The organism is Anaerostipes sp. Marseille-Q3525 (assembly GCF_018223505.1).
GTDB classification, from domain to species: Bacteria; Bacillota; Clostridia; order Lachnospirales; family Lachnospiraceae; genus Anaerostipes; species Anaerostipes amylophilus.
Map to the genome: position 1 here is coordinate 64,393 of NZ_JAGTTT010000003.1, position 20,524 is coordinate 84,916.

General features: G+C 37.9%; 18 protein-coding genes. 1 reads left to right on the forward strand and 17 read right to left on the reverse strand.

Annotated elements, in window-relative coordinates:
* Positions 1–7 precede the first annotated feature (7 nt).
* The 15 genes from KE503_RS02585 to ruvA all read right to left on the reverse strand — a co-directional run bounded on the left by KE503_RS02585 (position 8) and on the right by ruvA (position 15,890).
* Entirely contained in the window at positions 8–748 is a 741-nt protein-coding gene (locus tag KE503_RS02585; RefSeq protein ID WP_212384405.1) for a segregation and condensation protein A, read from the reverse strand.
* A gap of 3 nt (positions 749–751) precedes the next feature.
* Complete coding sequence (locus KE503_RS02590) at positions 752–1,636, reverse strand: metallophosphoesterase (RefSeq protein WP_070099282.1); 885 nt, start codon at positions 1,634–1,636, stop codon at positions 752–754.
* A gap of 189 nt (positions 1,637–1,825) precedes the next feature.
* Complete coding sequence (locus tag KE503_RS02595) at positions 1,826–2,179, reverse strand: PTS glucitol/sorbitol transporter subunit IIA (RefSeq protein ID WP_008392588.1); 354 nt, start codon at positions 2,177–2,179, stop codon at positions 1,826–1,828.
* 33 nt (positions 2,180–2,212) lie between these two features.
* Positions 2,213–3,226, reverse strand: coding sequence for a PTS glucitol/sorbitol transporter subunit IIB (srlE, locus tag KE503_RS02600; RefSeq protein ID WP_009204505.1), 1,014 nt, complete (start codon positions 3,224–3,226; stop codon positions 2,213–2,215).
* Positions 3,227–3,260: 34 nt separating this feature from the next.
* Positions 3,261–3,803, reverse strand: a complete 543-nt coding sequence (gene srlA, locus KE503_RS02605) for a PTS glucitol/sorbitol transporter subunit IIC (protein WP_008392590.1) — start codon at positions 3,801–3,803, stop codon at positions 3,261–3,263.
* A gap of 17 nt (positions 3,804–3,820) precedes the next feature.
* The gene (locus KE503_RS02610) at positions 3,821–4,270 is read right to left on the reverse strand and encodes a transcriptional regulator GutM (RefSeq protein WP_249182941.1); all 450 of its coding nucleotides are present in this window, start codon (positions 4,268–4,270) and stop codon (positions 3,821–3,823) included.
* 18 nt (positions 4,271–4,288) lie between these two features.
* A complete protein-coding gene (locus tag KE503_RS02615) occupies positions 4,289–6,211 on the reverse strand; it encodes a BglG family transcription antiterminator (RefSeq protein WP_212384407.1) in 1,923 nt (640 codons plus the stop codon).
* Positions 6,212–6,248: 37 nt separating this feature from the next.
* Positions 6,249–7,064: an SDR family oxidoreductase gene (locus KE503_RS02620; RefSeq protein ID WP_212384408.1), complete on the reverse strand. Its 816-nt coding sequence runs from the start codon at positions 7,062–7,064 to the stop codon at positions 6,249–6,251.
* A 111-nt stretch (positions 7,065–7,175) separates the two neighbouring features.
* Positions 7,176–8,375, reverse strand: a complete 1,200-nt coding sequence (locus KE503_RS02625) for a D-alanyl-D-alanine carboxypeptidase family protein (RefSeq protein WP_212384409.1) — start codon at positions 8,373–8,375, stop codon at positions 7,176–7,178.
* Between the two features lie 134 nt (positions 8,376–8,509).
* Entirely contained in the window at positions 8,510–8,959 is a 450-nt protein-coding gene (locus KE503_RS02630; RefSeq protein WP_008392597.1) for an NUDIX hydrolase, read from the reverse strand.
* A 125-nt stretch (positions 8,960–9,084) separates the two neighbouring features.
* Positions 9,085–10,566 (reverse strand): peptidoglycan D,D-transpeptidase FtsI family protein, encoded by a 1,482-nt coding sequence (locus KE503_RS02635; protein WP_212384410.1) that lies wholly within the window; start codon positions 10,564–10,566, stop codon positions 9,085–9,087.
* Entirely contained in the window at positions 10,499–11,875 is a 1,377-nt protein-coding gene (locus tag KE503_RS02640; protein ID WP_212384411.1) for an FtsW/RodA/SpoVE family cell cycle protein, read from the reverse strand. The genes KE503_RS02635 and KE503_RS02640 overlap by 68 nt, the downstream gene beginning before the upstream one ends.
* 6 nt (positions 11,876–11,881) lie before the next feature.
* Positions 11,882–14,263, reverse strand: a complete 2,382-nt coding sequence (locus KE503_RS02645; protein WP_212384412.1) for a U32 family peptidase — start codon at positions 14,261–14,263, stop codon at positions 11,882–11,884.
* 3 nt (positions 14,264–14,266) lie between these two features.
* Positions 14,267–15,271, reverse strand: coding sequence for a Holliday junction branch migration DNA helicase RuvB (gene ruvB, locus KE503_RS02650; protein WP_008392602.1), 1,005 nt, complete (start codon positions 15,269–15,271; stop codon positions 14,267–14,269).
* 13 nt (positions 15,272–15,284) lie between these two features.
* Complete coding sequence (gene ruvA, locus KE503_RS02655; RefSeq protein ID WP_009263937.1) at positions 15,285–15,890, reverse strand: Holliday junction branch migration protein RuvA; 606 nt, start codon at positions 15,888–15,890, stop codon at positions 15,285–15,287.
* A gap of 230 nt (positions 15,891–16,120) precedes the next feature.
* On the opposite strand from ruvA, the gene KE503_RS02660 reads away from it, so the two are divergent.
* Positions 16,121–17,053: a ribonuclease H-like domain-containing protein gene (locus tag KE503_RS02660; RefSeq protein ID WP_055196805.1), complete on the forward strand. Its 933-nt coding sequence runs from the start codon at positions 16,121–16,123 to the stop codon at positions 17,051–17,053.
* Positions 17,054–17,103: 50 nt separating this feature from the next.
* Here the strand turns inward: KE503_RS02660 and KE503_RS02665 are convergent, their stop codons facing one another.
* Both KE503_RS02665 and KE503_RS02670 read right to left on the reverse strand, forming a co-directional pair.
* On the reverse strand, positions 17,104–17,847 hold the full coding sequence (locus tag KE503_RS02665) for a phosphatase (RefSeq protein ID WP_055196803.1): 744 nt from the start codon (positions 17,845–17,847) through the stop codon (positions 17,104–17,106).
* A gap of 36 nt (positions 17,848–17,883) precedes the next feature.
* Complete coding sequence (locus tag KE503_RS02670) at positions 17,884–20,523, reverse strand: valine--tRNA ligase (protein ID WP_117944625.1); 2,640 nt, start codon at positions 20,521–20,523, stop codon at positions 17,884–17,886.
* Between the last annotated feature and the right edge of the window lies 1 nt (position 20,524).

The window sequence follows — 20,524 nt, forward strand, 5'->3', positions numbered from 1 at the left end:
AAATTCATTACTCCAGTACCCGTATAAAAATATCATCTTCGATATTTTCCTGTTGAACGTAAATCTTTCCTGTCTTCATCAATTCAAGAACCGCCAGAAATGTGACGATCACTGCTTCTTTTGTATCCTGTTCGTTTAGAAGGTCATAAAAGTTCACTTCTTTATATTGTATAATATAATTATACACTTCCGTGATCTTATCTTCTAATTTGATCTCTTCCTGCTTGATCTCCCCAAATTCGCTTCGGATCGGATCTAACTTATCCTGTCGTTTTCTCATCACAAACTGAAAAACTTCAGAAATCCTCTGTAAAGTTACCTCTGATAACATCTGCACAGGATCGATCTCTTCTCTGTATGCAAGTACTTGCGGTGGAATATCTGGTGATCTAAAAAAACTCTTCTCTGCCGTCATCTCTCGTTCTTTCAACTGTAAAGAGGCATATTTATAAATCTTATATTCAATCAGTCTTCTTACAAGTTCTTCTCTCGGATCTCCTTCTTCTTCCTCTTCTTCCTTCACTGGAAGCAACATCTTCGCCTTGATCTTTAATAATGTGGCTGCCATAACGAGAAAGTCACTCATCACATCAAGATCTTCCTCTTCCATAGAGCGGATATAATCAAGATACTGGCTTGTGATCTCAGAGATTGGAATATCATAAATATCCACTTTATTCTTCTCGATCAGATGCAACAGAAGATCTAATGGTCCTTCAAATGCATTTACCTTAATATCTATTCCCATAAATCAGTCTCTCTTCTTTAATTCAATGCATGAAATCTCTGGTTTATTAAACAATCTTAATTTGATGGAATGGTTTCCAAGTCCACGGCTTAAGATCATCGTTGTCTCTCCCTCATGAAACTCTCCTGCATCGTATTTTGGAAAAATCTGAAATTGCGGTGAGATCACACCTCCAAATTTCGGAATTCTTACCATTCCTCCATGGAAATGACCAGCTAAGACAAGATCACTGCCCCAATCTGCATATGTTTTTAAATAGTTTGGGTTATGTGCTAATAAAATATGAAAAATGTTTCCTGGAGAACTTCCTACCACAGATTCCATATGAGAAAGCGGCATGCGCGGTACATGAAATCTCTGATAATATTTCTTCTCAAGATCAAACGCAGTTAAAGAAATAAATCCAGTCTCTGACTGAATTACGATCGTTTCATTCGAAATGTGATGTATATTATACTCTTTCAGACTATGAACATAATCTTTATACCGCACACCAAAGATTTCTTCATTCCTTGCAAGTTTCAGTTCGTGGTTTCCATCCGCATAATAGATCGGATACTTTGCAGATAACTCTTTCATCAGTGCAAGCGGCACTTCCTCATTCGAAGATTCGCGGCTTATTACCATATCTCCTCCAACCAGGATCATATCCGGTCTGCATTCATCAATTCGTTCGATCAATTCCTGATTATTCTCTCCAAACTGTGCACAATGCAGATCTGTTAAAAACACGATCCGATATCCATCAAATGCTTCTGGAATCTTTTCTGACTCTATTTCGTAATATTCAACTGTCAATCTCTTATTTTCATAACTGCTTAAAAGCACTGCCACGGCAATCCCCACAACCAACAGCACTGCTATGATCCATATCCATAAAGGAATCATAAACACTCCTTCTCTCTGTTTCCCAATCCATCTTCTGATTCGTAAATGTCTTTTTCCTATTTTACTAGATATAACAAAAAAAAACAACCCATAGCACAACATCTTTAGGAATATTGTACAAAAAAAGAGAATGCCCAGATTCTGACATCCTCTTTTTCTCATTATAATATTACTGTCTGGAAAGCAGCCTTATTTTACGATTGCGATCGTGCTTCCGATATCAAGTGCTGGAAGCTCGGCCTTTTCCATGCAGATAGTTCCTGGAAGACACTCAGCGTCTTCTCCACCGAAGTTATATGTAACATGTCCTAAATTCTTCAGATTCTCGTTGGCAACTTCTCCAACTTTTACAATCTTGAATTCTTTACCGTCAATTACAAGTTTACATCCAGGAGTTACTTCTCCATCTACTGGATTTACATCGATGGAATAGCAGAAATCTTTCAGAGTATCTGGTGCGTTATCACCAAATGTAACGAAGATCCCTTCTTCTCTAAATGCGTCTACCATAGCTCCTTTTCCTTTAATCGTTACCTGATACATAATACTACTTTCCTTTCTCGCTAATAATTATTTTTATTTTGCTGCATATAATCCAAAGCTTGCTAAGTAACCAACGATAACTCGAGGTACACCAGTGATAAATCTTGAGTACAGTACAGCTGGTACACCAACTTCTACTGTTTCAGGATCTGCTTCTGCAAGTCCAAGTCCTACTGGAACGAAGTCACAAGCACACTGTGTATTGATTGCAAATAATGCTGGAAGTGCAAGGCTTGGTTCAATGTTTCCTTTACCAATTTCTACACCGATCAATGTTCCGACGATCTGAGCAATTACAGCTCCAGGTCCAAGCAGACAGCTTAAGAATGGAATAGAACAAATAAATCCTAAGATTACAAGTCCAATGATATTTCCACATAATGGCTGTAATAATTTAGCAAACCAGTTACCGAATCCAGATCCCTGAATGATACCGATCAGCAATGATACGAATCCCATGAATGGAATGATCGTATGAAGTACTGTGTTTGTAGATTCTTTCGCTGCACTATTGAAAGTAGCAACGACTTTACCAGCTCCCATACCAATTCTCTGGATCAAGCTTGATTTTGATGAGCTTCCCATTGTTTCAGATACTTTCTTATCTGCGCTGTATTTGAAGTCTTTTTCTTCTTTTGCAGGTGCTGCTTCTGAAATCGGTGCTGCAGATCCATCTGCCAATGCAATGTTATCATTTTTAACACCAGATACATAAATATCTTCTGTGATATATTTTGCCATTGGTCCAGATTTTCCAACTGGGTTGATATTGATTGTTGGAATTCTCTTCTGTGGATAAATTCCACAACGAAGTGTTCCACCACAGTCAATGATCACAAGGAAGATCTCTTCTTCTGGAACAGATGTCTTAAATCCGTTAACTGGGCGGCATCCTGTTAATTCTACGATTTTAGGTAAGATATCAGGTTCTGCTCCACCACCTGTGATATATAATAATACATCTTTTCCTTCTTTAGGTTCTACTGTTAATGGACCACCAAATCCACCGCTTCCCTGTGTGATCGTAATCGCTCTATATTCTGACATAGTTTTTCCTCCTAATTATACTCGTAAATCCATCTTATTTCAATTCGTTACTTAATTCGATTCCCTGCTGTTTCATAACCATCTTTGTTGTAAAGTCTGTTACCCATCCTGAGAAGAAGTTCATAACAAGACCAACTAACATATAACGAAGACCTAATTCTGTCATATCAAATCCAGCTTTCTGAACACCCTGTGCAATTCCAAGGTAGATAAAGATTTCACCTGGGTTAATATGAGAGAAAATTCCACTGTTTGTATGGCAATGATAAGAAGCTGATGCATAATAGCTTGGTTTCATTCTTTCTGGAAGGAATTTACCCATTGATAATGCCATTGGGTTTCCTAACATAAATGCTGAAATAAATGGTAATACTCCATATGCAAGGATTACGTTTCCTGAACATAATTTAGCAAATTTATTAACTCTTTCCTGTCCAATCAGGGCGATGATCGTATTCATTAAGATTAACAGTAATAATACCTTTGGTACGATTCCTGACACCCAGCTTACAAATGTTTCTGCACCTGTATCAAACAATCCCATGAATCCTGATGCACCTTTAATAATGATATTCATATAATTCTCCTTTCATTTCAGGCTTTTTTCTTATTGACACCGTAAATCTTGTCTCCAATTCTTGTAAACAGACTCGGCTTTTCTAAGACTTCGCCTCCACTCATAATCGTGTTGTAATTTGAGGAAGCATTAAGCACTGCTCTTCTTAAGGATACACCGATCGTTGCACAATCATCTTTTTTAATCGTTCCAACATCAATTCCATTAAAGAAATCCCAGGTTTTAAATCGTGCAAGCATTGTAAATCCTCTCATAAAGCAACCATCTATGATCACTCCATCCTGATCGATCGCAAACATAACGATCGCACCTGCATGAAAACCGCCTTTTGCCTTTCCTATGGCAACCCGGCCTTTTTTTCGAAGTTTTGTATAAAATTTATTAAAACTTTTCATCTGCACCATCTGAAATAAAAACTGCAGACAAAATGCTGCAAGCATCGCCACAGCTATGACCATAAATGACATCGTCTTCCTCCTTTTCGTTTACTCAAATATATTATTTTCTTCTGCAATATAGAGAAGAAATTCTCTGTAGCTTTCCATTTTCTGGATCTTTGGAATGACATCCGGTTTCTTGCCGATCGACAAAATATCATCATATAATCGGACAAGTACTGTGTCATCTTCCATTGATTCAGGGATTCCAAGTAAAATAATGATCCGGATATTTCCGTATTTATCATTTTTTAACATATCTGGAAACACACCCATTGCCAATGTTAATTTTGACAGCATATTCTTTGTATGTGGAAACGCAATATTCTGGTCAAGAACCATGGTTGAATATTTTTCACGTTCTCTCACTCTCTGGGCAAATCCTGCATCAAGTTCTCCCTGATTGGTAAGTGCCCTTGCCATCCGATCAACATTCTCATCATATGAACTTTCTTGATCCAGAACAAAAAATCTCGTTTCATCTAATAAATTCATAAACAAAGAATCTATTCCCTTTCGGATCGTTCGTCCTGCTTCAGAAAGATATCTCATATTTTCAAATTTACGTTGAATATATTCTCTATCGAATACTTCATCCATAAAAACAATCGGGGTTTTCGTATCCATATGTAATTCTGTCGTCGTAACAATATAATCAAAATCATCTTTGCGATTTTCATCGAAGATACCATAGAAAAATTCAAATTCCGGTTCTACATCAAAGACTTTCTTTAACTGATTCTCGATCAGACGTCCGATGATCTTTCCAGATCCGCAAACGATCGCGATCTTGCATCGTTTCTCTTCTGGTTCCTGCTCTAATAAAAACACTCCAAAATAAGCAGCCAGAAATCCCATCTCATCTTCTGTCATTTCGATTCCTATGCGTTCTTCCAAAACACCTTTTGCAATCTCCGCCATCTTATAGGCTACACTGTATTTGTTCTTGAAATCATCAACCATCGGATTATAAATATGGAAGCCATATTTTAGCCGATTGATCATAAAAAATACGTGATAGACAAAATCATCAAATAATTCATTTGCTACAACTGTTACATTAAGTTCTGCTTTGATCCGATCTAAAATTTCAATGATAAGATCTGCAACACCTTCCGAAATACTGATCTTTTGCTCGATCTCTGCTGTATTTGTCGGTGTTCTCATTCCTGCTACAGATATACTTAAAAACAATCGCTCTTCTTTGGATATCTTATATCCTTTGACCTGTTCAATTTCATTAAGGAACTCATCCACGATCATATATGCTGAACTTTCGTATAATTCTTCATATTTCAGCTCCAGCTTTTTGATCGTATGTCCACTTTCTATTCTCTGGATCATCACAACGAAGAATCTGTAAAAGAAACCGAATCCCAGTGCATCCATTGATAATCTTTCCTGAAAATCATATAGTTTTTCACGAATTGTCTGTCCAAGCGGGAAGTTCAAATACAGTTGTTCATAAATATTCTCTAAGATAAACAGGCGAATCTTAAACTCATCGCCACAAAGAGCCAGTCCTGTATTCGCTTTCCCTTTGATCTTCAGGTCGTATTTCTCAATCGCCTTTCTTAATCGGTTCAGATCACTGATCGTTGTTGTTCTGGCAACCTTCATCTCCTCAGAAAGATCATCGGTAAGGTATGGTTCCTCGGCATGCATCAGCTGCCAGAACATATATGCCATTCTTGTATGACTAGAATTAAAAAGGTCTTCCTGCTTATATATCTTATTGCGGATTTCTGTAAAACCTTTCGGTGCAAATACGATCAGTTTACATGTTCCCTTGTTATTACTGATACATGCGTATCCTCCAAGCAGGCAATTCAATTCCTTAATGTCATTGCGGATCGTTTTTTGCGACACATTAAGCTTTGCCGCGAGGCTTTCTACACTGCAAACAGATTGCATTTCGATATTCTTTAAAATAACTGCGATTCTGTTTTCATTGTTAAAAAGCTGTTTCATATTGATCCTCTTTTCTATTGATACAGGTTAATTGTTTTTAACCTCTTGTTTTTCCTCCTGCTACGTTCACTGTAACTCCATGAACATAAGAAGCTCTCTGACTTGCAAGATATACACACAGATCTGCAACTTCTGATAATTTACCAGATCTTCCTAGTGGAATTGTAGATGTTTTAGAATATCCAGCTCTTAAGTCATCTACTGTGATTCCTCTTGTATATGCTAATGCTGATTCATAAGCAATTGTACGAAGTCCTGTAGCTTCCATGATTCCAGGTGCTACTCCGACAACTCTGACTCCCTGTTTTCCAAGTTCTTTTGCCCAAGATCTTGTTAAAGAGTTTACAGCGTTCTTTGTTGCTGCGTAAACGCTCTGTCCTTCAGATCCTTCCAGACCACTTTCAGAAGACATGTTAATGATAACTCCTTCACCTTTTTCAACAAGCACACGTCCAACGGCCTGCGCACAGAAGAATACACCTTTTAAGTTTACGTTACAAACTTTATCCCATACTGCTTCATCTAATTCATACTGTCCTTTTGGATCTTTTGGATCTACTAACAAACGAGGGATGTTGATTCCGGCATTGTTTACTAATACGTCGATCGTTCCGAATGTTTCTTTGGCTTTTTCTACCATTGCTTCAACATCTGCTACTTTTGTAACATCTGTTTTCACATACAGTAATTTTCCTGCTGCTTCGTCCATCTCTGGTGCTTCAGATGCCATATCAGAAATGACTACGTTAGATCCTGCATTTAAGAATCCCTGTGCAACTGCTTTTCCGATTCCAGATGCTCCACCAGTTACGATGACTGTTTTTCCTTCAAGATTTAACCAAGATTCGCTCATTATAATCCTCCTTTGAATCTGTGTTTCTTTGCTTCATGAGTTCATTATATAGAGCGTCAAGGGAAAATTTAATTCTTTCATTTTCCATCGTGAAGAAATTTTGTGGACTTATTACAAAAAATGGCTTAAAATCAAGAAATATTGAGTGGAAATTTTTTTAATCTGTGTCAAAAAATCTGCCTTATTTATTGTTTCTTGTGCCAGGATCTTTTCTTTATGGATCATAATATTACCTTTGCTATATTGAATCTCACCAATCTTCTGTCCTTTCTTCACTGGTGCTTTCACAGAATCTATCTTGATCTTTTTCACGATCTTTCCCTTCTGTGTTTTAATATCAATCAGATCAGCAGTCACCTTTTCCTGGCAAGATACTTCTGATCTCTGACCCTTTTGTACTGGAATCCTTCCGATTTCTTTTCTTGTAGTTTCGCTGTGTATCCGCTGGCAGTTTGAAAATCCATAGTCCAAAAGAGTTCTTGCATCTTTGATCCTTGCTTTAGAGCTTTCACACCCCATCACTACCGCAATCATATGAATCTTATTTCTTGTTGCAGTTGCACTTAGACAAAATCCTGCTTTCCCTGTACTTCCAGTCTTCATTCCTGTACATCCATTGTAGTGGCGGATCAGTTTGTTTGTGTTACTTAAACCAAATTCTTTCTCACCTTTTTTCGTTTTATGTATGATCGTATCCATCCAGATCTTTGTATATTTAAAAACTTCTGGATATCTTTGTGCAAGTTCTCTCGTCATCAACGCAATATCATATGCACTTGTCACATGTCCTTTTGCATCAAGCCCGCAGGCATTTTGAAATGTCGTATGTTTCATCCCAAGCTCTCTGGCTTTTTTGTTCATCCTTGATACGAACGCTTCCTCACTTCCGCAGACATGCTCTGCCAATGCAACAACTGCATCATTCGCACTTGAGATCACAACACATTTGATCAATGTTTGTACCTGCTGCTTCTCTCCTGTTTCTAAAAACACCTGAGAGCCGCCCATAGATGCTGCATATTCACTGACTGTAACCGTATCTGTAAGTTTGATCTTACCTTGCTTTAAGTCTTCAAAAATAAGCAGCAAGGACATTATTTTCGTTACACTAGCTGGTGCAAGTTCTTTATCCTTATCTTTCGCAAATAAGATTTCCTTGCTTTCCTGTTCCATAACTACTGCTGATTTTGCTGAAAGATCAAGTACTGGTGCTGCTGTTTCTAAAAATCTTGCCTCTCTTGCCATGACTGGACAATGAAAGCTTTGAACGAGTATTGCTGCAACGAGCAGTATCACTTTCCATTTCTGCATGCATCCACCTCAAACCTGTTTGTTATAGTTTAGTGGCAGATACTTAGATTTATACATAATTTCTTTGCTGTATATGTTTTTTAAAAAAAGAAAACCAGAAATATCTTCTGATCATATCTCTGATTTTCCTTCATTTATCTTGTTTTCTTACCCCAACGATTCGCAGATCTCAACTTTTTATATTCATCATATGCTTGTTTTAAGATCTCTTTCTCATTAGGAAATTTCAATAAGTGGTAAGCCTCGTGAAATTTGTAATACCCTGAGTCTACAAAAAACTCTTCCTTCTGAGGTTTTGAGTGATAGTTCTCGGATTCCATCAAGTACCAGTGTACACTCTTTATGATCTGTTCATGAAATGAATAGAAAGAATATTCACTTTTCCCTACATACTTGATAATTGATGCGTCCGCGTCTGTCTCTTCCTTTACCTCACGAAGTGCTGTCTGCTCGTGAGTCTCTCCTTGCTCAACAGTACCTTTCGGAAGTACCCAGCCATCATATCGGTTCTTATAACTTTTGTATAACAGCAAAATCTTTCCTCTAAATATTACGACACCACCACAGCTCGTTGCTTTTGTCACCAGTTACAACCTCCTGTCTCTTAAACGATCTTATTCGCCTAAGTATGTGTGTCTTTCTCTGACAAATATTATACATGGATTGTGAACTGATTTCAACTGCTATCTGTTTTACTCTTTTGAAAACATCAATCTAAAAATGCATGAAATACTTTATCTGCGATTGGCGCCGCAACTCGTCCTCCAGAATCTCCACCCTCTACAAGAACACTGACTACGATCTTTTTCCCGCCTCTTTCGGCACATCCGATAAACCATGCGTGGGAATCTTTCGCGCTGTTATATTCTGCTGATCCTGTCTTTCCATATACATTATAGTGTGAAGAATAAGCTCTTGTTCCAGTTCCCTTTGTGACAACTTTTCTCAACATTTTCTTTAATGTCTCACATTCCGATGCCTCTAAAGGTTCTGATAGTTTTGATGCTTTTGTTTCCTTGATCACTCCACCGTCAATATTTTTGACATTCTCTACCAGATATGGCTGCATCACAACTCCATCATTGGCGATCGCAGACATGACCATCGCATTTTCAAGTGGTGTGATCAAAGTCTGACCTTGTCCGATCGAAGTGTGTGCCATCTCATTAGTTCCTGATTTCTTATCAAGAACAAAACGACTGCTGTTTGCAAGAAGATTGATCGGAACTTTCGAATTATACATCAGATTTCCTGCAAGACTTGCGAGTTTTCCTTTGTTGATCTCTTCTGACATATGCACAAACGCACAGTTACAGGATTTCTCGATTGCCTGTTCAAGATTCACCGTTCCATGTGCTTCTCCTCCATAACAATGAATCTTTAAAGTTCCAACCGTTGTATATCCAGTACAATGGTATTTGAAATTCTTATATGTGTTTTTATGTTCTCTCATATATTCTAATGCCGTCACAACTTTAAATGTTGATCCTGGCGGATATAATCCTTGCGTTGCACGGTTTAACAACAAAGAATTCTTGCTTGTATTTAATTCTGTCCAGTTTTCTTTGACGTAAGCTGGTCTGTAATCTGGTTTGGATACCATTGCGTAGATCTTTCCTGTCTCTGGATCCATCGCAACAACCGCTCCCTTTTGTCCCTGCAAGGCATAATATGCTGCTTTCTGAACTTTGGTATTTAATGTTGTGTATACATTATCCCCTATACTTTTCTCACCTTTTAAGCTACTTGTGATCTGTGTCATCAAGTTCGCATCCGATTTTAATAGATCAAAGTTACATACAGATTCCAGTCCTGACTTTCCTTTATCGTTATATCCTACAACATGTGCAAACATTCTGCCATAAGGATAATCTCTGATCTCTGATCCATTTTCAGTAAGTGTCTGTGCCAGCACTTTTCCATCACTACTGATGATCTTTCCTCGTACTACTTTCTCTGCCATAGACTGTAATCTCCGGTTATGTGCATTCGTGATCACATTTTTACTATCTACCGCAACAAAATGTGCAATATAAGCGATCAATGCCAAAAATGATACAACAAATATATAAGTAATCTGCAGAATCTGGCGATTTGCTCTTTTTTTCTTTTTCTTCTTTATCTTATTGATTCTTTCGGTTGTTTTGTCTTGTATATTGTTTTTCTGATTCTTGTGCCTTAATATGCTCATATTCTTCTTCCTCGCTATCTGCTAACATATGTAATCCTTGTATGATATTAAAAATGATCAAAGTACTGATCACAGAGGTTCCTCCATAACTTACGAGTGGAATCGTAACTCCAGTGGATGGAATGAATTTTGTCACACCACCGATACTTAAGAATACCTGGAATAAGAAACAAACTCCGAATCCAAGGCATAACAATTTGTTAAACAATTTTCTGCTTCTTGTGGAAATATCCATAAAGAGGATAAAACTGCTCATTAAAACGAAAATCAGGCAGATTCCAAAGATCACACCAAATTCTTCACAGATCACAGAAAAGATAAAGTCTGATTCCCTGACCGGAATATCAAACGGCCGTCCGTTTCCAAGCCCCATTCCAAACCAGCTTCCAGTTCCAATAGCAAATAAGGATTGACAGACCTGAAGTCCTCTTCCTTCGATCATGGAAAACGGATCTTTCCATACCGCTACACGGATCTGTACATGAGTAAAGATCTTATCTGCGATAATAGCAGCCACAGATCCTGCTGCCAAACCGCCAAATAAGTAACTTGCTTTTGCAGTTGCAACATAAAGCATCATCAGATAGATCACAAAATAAAGTAACGCTCCACCTAAGTCCTTCTCAACAACAAGCACTAATACATAAAGTGCTGCGATCACTGTGATCTTTACCAGATCTTTAAATTCCTTTGCCTTAGAAAGCAGTGCTGCAACAAAGAACACAAAGATGATCTTTACAAATTCAGAAGGCTGAAATTTAAGTCCCGCAATGCTGACCCAGTTATACGCCCCATACTTGTTGATGCCAAACACGAATACTGTAGACAACAGTAAAAATCCTACCACTGCATAAAGCCATCCAAATTTATTCCAGATCGTGATCTTATGCATCATCAATGGAATAAAACTTGTCACGATCACACTTCCTGCCGCGATCGCAAACTGTTTCATTGCCAGATCAAATGATAATCTTGTTAAGATCACAAACCCAACTCCTAACAAAAAACAGGTGTTATTGATCAGCGGTCTTGAACATCTTTTATAGATTCTCGGAAATACGATCATCAAAATCTCGAAAAAGATCACTTGTGCCGCAAAAAAGATCAAGATCTTTAATTCAAATTTCTGCAAAAACAGTACCGTGTAACATAAGAACAAAAATACAAACATATAGATGACCTGATTGTCTAACAGGTCTTCCTTTCTATCTCTATTCTTTGGACGAAATACTGTATAACATGACAGTGTATAGATCAGACACATAATGATGATCAGATATTTTGCTATCGTAATAATAATGTCTATCATATGGTTTTATAAAACTTCCCTCTTTAAATGCCCTGTCGTATATTCTGTGGCAAGAGAAGCTCTTTCCCCTTTCTGTATAGATTTCGCTGCATTTAAAATCTCCTTGACCTGCACCTCATTTTCTCTTGTAATATGAAAACGGATCACGGATGGATGAAGATCATTAAGAATTCCTGCTTCATTTCCAACCCACAATGGTTTTCCATTATAAATCTCATTGATGCAGTCACAACAACTTGTGTGAACGAAGAAGTTTGCATTGTAACGATCCTTTAATGTCAGCCAAGATGGAGTCTTATCACATCCTCGAAGATTATTCTTCACGCATTGTGCAGACACCATCAATGGCTGATAACCATAGAGGAACAGGTCCGCATTCAGAAGTTCTAACTGTTCCATCTCTTTTTTGTTTAATTCCGATGGATACGTCATTCGAATTTGAATACCTGATAATCTTTGATATTCTTTGACAGCCTCTTTGTTATATCCATAAAACATGTAATCCGCGATCATTTCCTTTTGATATCCCTCTTCGATCAACCATGAAAATTCTTCTAAATTGCGTACGAGCAGCCCATCAATTTCATTTGTAAATATAAGATCTTTCTTTGCCTTTAATTCTTCCATCTGACGTTTTCTTGCAATCTGTGGAAGCATCAGATAACACTGTTTTCCTGCAGTCTTTATTTTATTCAGGATAGATTGTGGATCCTCCTGCTGTTTGAGTTCCATCCATGAAAGATAGATCTTCATTACTTCCCTGTCTTCTGTTACAATATCCAGATACTCAAGGTTCTCCATAGAAACTGCAATCTGTATCTTGCTGTCTTCCTGTTCCTGACTGCTTGCTACATCATTTTCTTTGACTGGATCTTCGTAAGTTCTTCTGTATTTTAAAATCTTTGTCTGATCCATCTGTGCAAATGCTTCTTTTCTTAGTTTCTTGAGCACAGAACCTGGTACGAACAAGTTCTCTCCAAGATCAACTTCTAATTCTTCAAATGTATAGTGGGTCTGTCCTGTTTTCTTAAGAAGCTTCTCAATATCTGCTGGCATGGCACCATTTTTCTTCGCTTCTTCGATCACTGGACCAATTACTTCTACGTGATCTTCTCCGTCTTTGAGAATGAGTTTAGCACACTGATCTTTCTGAATTATGATTTTTCCCTTAAGATTTTCTTTCTTTTTCTGCTTTAATCCTTCATCAATCCGTTCGATCATTGGATGATTCAAGGTTCTTTTAATTTCCATGCCTTCATGAAGTTTCTTCATTTTCTGTCCATTTAAAACAACCTTGCTGCCTGCTTTAAATTCAGAGGGACTGGTAAGTTCTACTTTTTCTTCTGAATTGATACGGATCTGCAAAGCATCTCCTTTGTGGATATCTTCTTGGGCCGTAAAAGAAATCTTACCTTTCATAAGTTTGCTGATCTTCCCAACATATAACCCCTGATGATCTGGCCGTTTCATACTCATCATATCTTTTCCATGATATTCTTTATAATATCCGCCAGTAAATCCCCCACGGTTAAATACTTCCATCAAGATCTTCAGATCCTCGGATTCTACTTTATATGGTTTTTCTGAAAGATAAAGATCTACGTATTTGCGGTAGATTCTTGTGACTTCCCCGACATATCTTGGACCTTTCATGCGTCCTTCAATCTTTAAGGAATCCACTCCATGATCTAAAATCTCTGGTAAATGTTCAATGGTACATAAATCTTTCAAACTTAATGGATACGCATTCTTTGTATTCTTTGTCCCGTCAAGATAAAATGGCAGACGGCATGTTCCTGCACATCGCCCACGATTTCCACTTCTTCCACCTAACATACTACTCATAAAACACTGTCCTGAATAGCAGTAGCATAATGCTCCGTGAACAAAACATTCCATGTCAAGTCCTGTATCATCCTTAATCTCCTGAATCTCTTTCAAAGATAATTCCCTTGCTGGAACAACTCGTTTTGCACCCATTTTCTTTGCGATCCTTGCTCCATGAACCCCTGTGATCGTCATCTGGGTGCTCGCATGAATCTCAAGTTTCGGAAAGTATTTTCGGATCACGGATACAGCTCCCAAATCCTGTACAATCACCGCATCCAGTCCTTGCTCATAAAAAGGTCTTAAAAATCCCGGCAGTAATGGAAGTTCTTCTTCTTTCATCAAAGTATTGACTGTAAGAAATAATTTTTTACCATACAAATGTACGTAATCGATTGCTTCTAATAGTTCTTCCTTATTAAAATTCCCGGCATAAGCTCTGGCTCCAAACATCTCTCCACCTAAATAGACGGCATCCGCTCCATTTAGAATTGCTGCTTTTAGGCATTCCATGGAACCAGCTGGAGCTAATACTTCAATTGGTCTGTTCTTTGTTCTCATCTGTTATCTATCCTCTGGTATTGGTAAATGAAAATGCTCATATGCACTTCTTGTTACAACTCTTCCTCTTGGTGTTCTCTGAATCAATCCGTTCTGGATCAGATATGGCTCATACACATCTTCGATCGTTCCTGAATCTTCTCCGATCGCTGCTGCTAATGTATCAAGTCCGACTGGTCTTCCTTCAAATGTCTCCATCATCGTCTTTAATAAATTTCTATCTGTCTGATCCAGCCCGATCGTATCAACTTCTAAATGATTCAGTGCATCTCTTGCAATCTCTAATGTAATCTGTCCATCGTATTTTACCTGTGCAAAATCTCGCACACGTTTCAATAAACGATTGGCAAGTCTTGGTGTCCCTCTGGATCTTCTTGCAATCTCTAATGCACCCTCTGGATCGATCCCAATCTCTAAGACTTCTGCAGACCGTTCAATGATCGTCTGTAACTCTTCACTGTTATAGAAATTCAAGCGGTTTACAACTCCAAATCGATCTCTTAACGGTGCTGTTAACATTCCAGCTCTTGTCGTTGCCCCGACTAATGTAAATCTTGGCAGTTCCAGCCGGATCGATCTCGCAGCCTGTCCTTTTCCTACTAATATATCAATGGCATAGTCTTCCATTGCTGGATACAGAACTTCTTCTACCTGTCGATTTAAACGGTGAATCTCATCAATAAATAAGACATCTCCTTCCTGCAGATTATTAAGAATTGCCGCGATTTCTCCTGGTTTCTCGATCGCTGGTCCACTTGTTACTTTCAAATGTACACCCATTTCATTTGCTACGATCCCTGCAAGTGTTGTCTTTCCTAATCCTGGGGGACCGTAAAACAGTACATGATCTAAAGATTCTCCTCGACTTTTGGCTGCCTCAATAAAAATTTTTAAATTCTCTTTGACTTTTTCCTGTCCAATGTAATCACTTAACATTTGTGGGCGCAGATGATTTTCAATTTTGATATCTTCTTCCACAAGTTCTGTGGAAATCATTCTGTTTTGCATAATTACCCTCTATCTATATCATAATATTCTTCAATGCTTTTTTAAGAAGTTCTTCTGGGGTGAGATCTTTCGCATCTTCTACCTTGTTAACTGCGATCGCTGCTTCACTTTTTGAATATCCAAGACTTACTAATCCTTCAATCGTGATCATCACAGAATCACTGCTGTCTGCAGATGTATCAAAGATCTCTGCTCCCACACCATCTTCTTCTAATTCTTCAAAGCTTAACTTATCTTTTAATTCTAAGATCAATTTCTTCGCTCCCTTAGGTCCAAGTCCCGGGGTCTTAGAAATTGTCTTGACGTCTTCACTGATCACTGCCATCTTAAGTTCATAAACGGACAGCGTTGATAATACAGATAATCCTACCTTCGGTCCGATCCCATTGACTCCGATCAGAAGTTCAAATGCTTCTTTTTCTTCTTTTGATAAAAAGCCAAATAAACTGACATCATCTTCTCTTACATGCATATGGGTATAGATCTTGATTTCTTGTCCGATCTTAGGAAAAGATTCTCCTCTCATCGGAACCATCATCTGGTACCCAATCCCATGATTATCCACAACCACCATCCCTGGTGACATATCTTCTAGTATTCCTTTTATATATGAAATCAATTTGGTTTCTCCTTATTCTGTCTTTTTCCATTCGTTTCGTATTATACCTTATCATGTCTTAACAGTCCAGTCTATTGGATCAGAATTCACAAATAATCCGTACGTATGTTCTTATCTTAAATGATCATATGATGGAGTGTCATACTCTGGTTTTCCATTCATTGCAAATCCGATCAAAAGCCGATATAATAAATCTGTGGATATGATTCTTGTTCACAGAAAGGATTTTTATGGAACATAACATACAACAATCTTTATTTTTTGATATAGAAACAACTGGATTGAGTGCTGATATCTCAGCGATTACTGTGATCGGATGCTGTGATATGGATGGAAATGTAACACAATGGTTTAATGAAGACGGACTATCTCAGGAACAGATCTTAACTGATTTTCTTGCATTTATCCAACCTTATAATACACTGATTACATTTAATGGCAAAACCTTTGATCTTCCTTTTTTGACATCGAAGATCAAGGAGTTTAAGATCAATGCATCATTTGATCAGTATGAACATCTTGATCTTTATCAAATTTTAAAACCTTATAAAAATCTGTGGGGATTAAAGAATTTCCGGCAGAAGAATCTGGAAGAATATTTAGGAATTCAACGAACCGACAAACTTTCTGGAAAAAAACTTATCAAAACTTATCAGGATTATCTTGAGAATGGAGAGATCAAGAATAAAGAATCGCTACTTTTACATAACCTCGAAGATCTTATCGGTCTACATAAAATTTATTCGTTGATGTCTTATCCCGCATTGCTTGATAAAGAATTTACTTTATCATCCTATTTTATTGAAAATGATCATTTTGTTGCTCATCTGAATCTTGATATACAGATTCCTGTCAGCTGCAATTACGAAAAGTCTGGAATATCTCTGACTCTTGATCATTCAAATGCTATACTTACATGTCCTTTGGAAAATGGTCATCTAAAACATTACCTCAAAGATTATAAAAATTATTATTACCTCCCTATGGAAGATCTTGTGATCCATAAAAGTATGAAGTCATTTGTGGATACTACGAGTATCATTCGTGCCGATAAAAACAATTGTTATTCAAAATTTACTCCAGGAGATAGCTTCTTATCTGCAAAAACTGATGTTGCCAATTATTGTGCTGACATTATTTATTACATTTTATCTGAAAAATAAAGTAAAAAAACATCCATCTGAACTTTAATTCTCGATGGATGTTTCTATTTTTAATCTCTCCCGATCTTTCGGATTTCACGATGTTGTAAAATTTCTTGTTTTAACACATCTACAGAGCGATTCACTACTAGTTCTTCTGGGAAATTCATCTCTTGTAATAAGACTTCCACATGATCAAACACGCCAACCGCACTTGAAAAATGTGCATCTGTCCCTGCGACTACTGGCACCTTCTTCTCTTTACACATCTGAATCATGATCTGCAGATTCTGCCATGCTCCAACTCTTGATGACAAAGAATCCAAGGAACTGTTATTTATCTCTAACAGTGTATGATTTTCTTTTGCCGCATCTACGATCGTTTCATAATCAATCGGTATTCTACTGTCATCTGGATGACTGATAATATCGATCATTGGATTCTCAATCGCTTTTACATAGGCATTCGTATTTTGCGTGACGGTTCCAACTTCATAACATGGAAGATGGATTCCTGCAATTCGGATATCCAATGTCTTCTCAATAATTTCTTCTTCCATACTTAAAGTTCCATCATGATCGATAATGTTGATCTCAGAGCCAAACATCAGATCAATCCCGTACATCTTCCTTGGAATAATACGCATATTATGGAAATAAATCTCATCGCATGTTCCAGGAATTCCTTGTGCATGTTCTGTGATTCCTAAAAGTTTCAATCCTTTATCTGCCGCTGCTTTTGCCATCTCCTGTACTGTTGAATACGCATGTCCACTGGCTACTGTATGTGTGTGTAAATCTAATGTAAATTTCATTTTTCAAAACCTCGTTTTATCATCCACTTCTGATCTTTATGAAATTCTTGCGATCTGTTCTTTGACCTGTTCTAACATCTGCTGATATTTGGCAAGTTTGTCTTTTTCTTCCTGAACTTTCGCTTCAGGCGCTTTGCTTACGAATCTTTCATTTCCAAGCATTCCTTCGCAACGTTTGATCTCGCCATTTAAACGTTTTTCTTCTTTTGCAAGACGTTCTTTCTCTTTTGCAATGTCAACTAATTCTGCAAATGGCATGTAGATCACAGCTCCTGCGATCACACTTGATACTGCATCGTCTCCGATTCCGTCTTTGTTATCCTGAATGATAACTTCACTTGCATATCCAAGTGTAGCAAAGAAAACTTTCCCTTGTTCAAAAATATCTCTGATCTCCGCATCTTCAGATACCACGTAAACCTGTGCTTTCTTCTTTGGTGATACGTTCATCTCTGCACGAACATTACGGATTCCTCTGACTGCTTCTTTGATCGTCTCTACAGCCTTCTCATCAGCCTTGAAGTTCCATTCTTCTTTGAACTCTGGCCATTTTGCTAACATAATAGATTCTTCATCTGTTAAATTACAATAAATCTCTTCTGTGATAAATGGCATATATGGATGTAACAGTTTTAATGCTTCTGTTAAAACTGTATTTAATGTCCAAAGTGCTGCTGCCTTTGTCTGGTCTTCATCATTGTACAGACGAGGTTTTACCATCTCAATATACCAGTCACAGAATTCTTCCCATAAGAAGTCGTTTAGTTTCTGAACTGCGATACCAAGTTCGTATTTCTCCATGTTGTCTGTAACATCTTTGGCAAGTGTATTTAACTTAGATAAGATCCATTTGTCTGCACTTGTAAGATCTTCTAATGTAACATCAGAGAAATCAGCCTGCTCTAAGTTCATCATAATGAAACGAGATGCATTCCAGATCTTGTTTGCAAAGTTACGACTTGCAATGACACGTTTTTCTGTGTAACGCATATCATTTCCAGGGGCATTTCCTGTGATCAGTGTAAATCTTAAGGCATCTGCACCATACTGTGCAATGACATCCAATGGATTGATACCATTTCCAAGGGATTTACTCATCTTACGTCCCTGTTCATCACGAACTAATCCATGGATCAGTACTGTGTCAAATGGACTCTTTCCTGTCTGTTCGTATCCTGAGAATACCATTCTGACTACCCAGAAGAAGATGATATCATATCCTGTTACCAGTGTATTTGTAGGATAGAAATAATCTAATTCTTTTGTCTTCTCTGGCCATCCGAGTGTTGAGAAAGGCCACAATGCAGAACTGAACCATGTATCCAATGTATCTTCATCCTGTGTGAAATGCTTGCATCCACACTTAGGACATACTTCCGGTGTTTCTCTTGCTACGACAACTTCTCCACATTCATCACAGTAATATGCTGGAATTCTGTGTCCCCACCATAACTGTCTGGAAATACACCAGTCACGGATGTTCTCTAACCAATGAAGATATGTCTTTGTATAACGTTCTGGTACGAATTTCAGATCTCCGTTCTTCACAGCTTCGATCGCTGGTTTTGCGAGTTCTTCCATCTTCACAAACCACTGTGGCTTGATCATAGGCTCAACTGTTGTTCCGCAGCGGTCATGTGTTCCTACGTTATGTTCATGTTCTTTGATCTTAACTAAATATCCCTGTTCTTCCAAGTCAGCAACAATGGCCTTCCTTGCTTCATAGCGATCCATACCTTCGTATTTACCACCATTCTTGTTGATCGTTGCATCGTCATTTAAGATATTGATCTCTGGCAGATCGTGGCGTTTTCCAACTTCAAAATCATTTGGATCATGTGCTGGTGTGATCTTAACGGCACCTGTTCCAAACTCACGGTCTACATATTCATCTGCTACAACTGGAATCTGACGGTTGCATAATGGCAATTCTAACATCTTACCAACTAAATGTGTATATCTTTCATCATCTGGATGAACTGCAACTGCAGAGTCTCCTAATAATGTCTCTGGACGTGTTGTTGCGATTTCTACATATTCACCTTCGCTTCCAACAACTGGGTATTTAATATGCCAGAAATGCCCTGCCTGATCTTCGTATTCTACTTCCGCATCAGAGATAGATGTCTGGCAGACCGGACACCAGTTGATGATTCTTGATCCACGGTAAATATAACCTTTTTCATATAATTTAATGAAAACTTCTTTGACTGCTTCAGAACATCCTTCATCCATCGTGAATCTCTCACGATCCCAGTCACAGGAAGATCCAAGTTTCTTCATCTGTTCGATGATCGTTCCACCATATTCTTCTTTCCAATCCCAGGCACGTTCTAAGAACTTCTCTCTTCCAAGATCTTCTTTCTCGATTCCTTCTTCTTTCAGTGCATTGATGATCTTTACTTCTGTCGCAATACTTGCATGGTCTGTTCCTGGTATCCATAATGCATTATATCCCTGCATCTTCTTAAATCGGATCAGAATGTCCTGAAGTGTCTCATCTAACGCATGTCCCATATGAAGCTTTCCTGTGATATTTGGAGGTGGAATCACGATCGTATATGGTTGTTTTGTCTCATCTACTTCTGCATGGAAATACTTGTTATCCAGCCATTTCTGATACAGGCGTTCTTCAATCGCACCTGGATCATAGGTTTTTTCTAGTTCTTTCTTCATC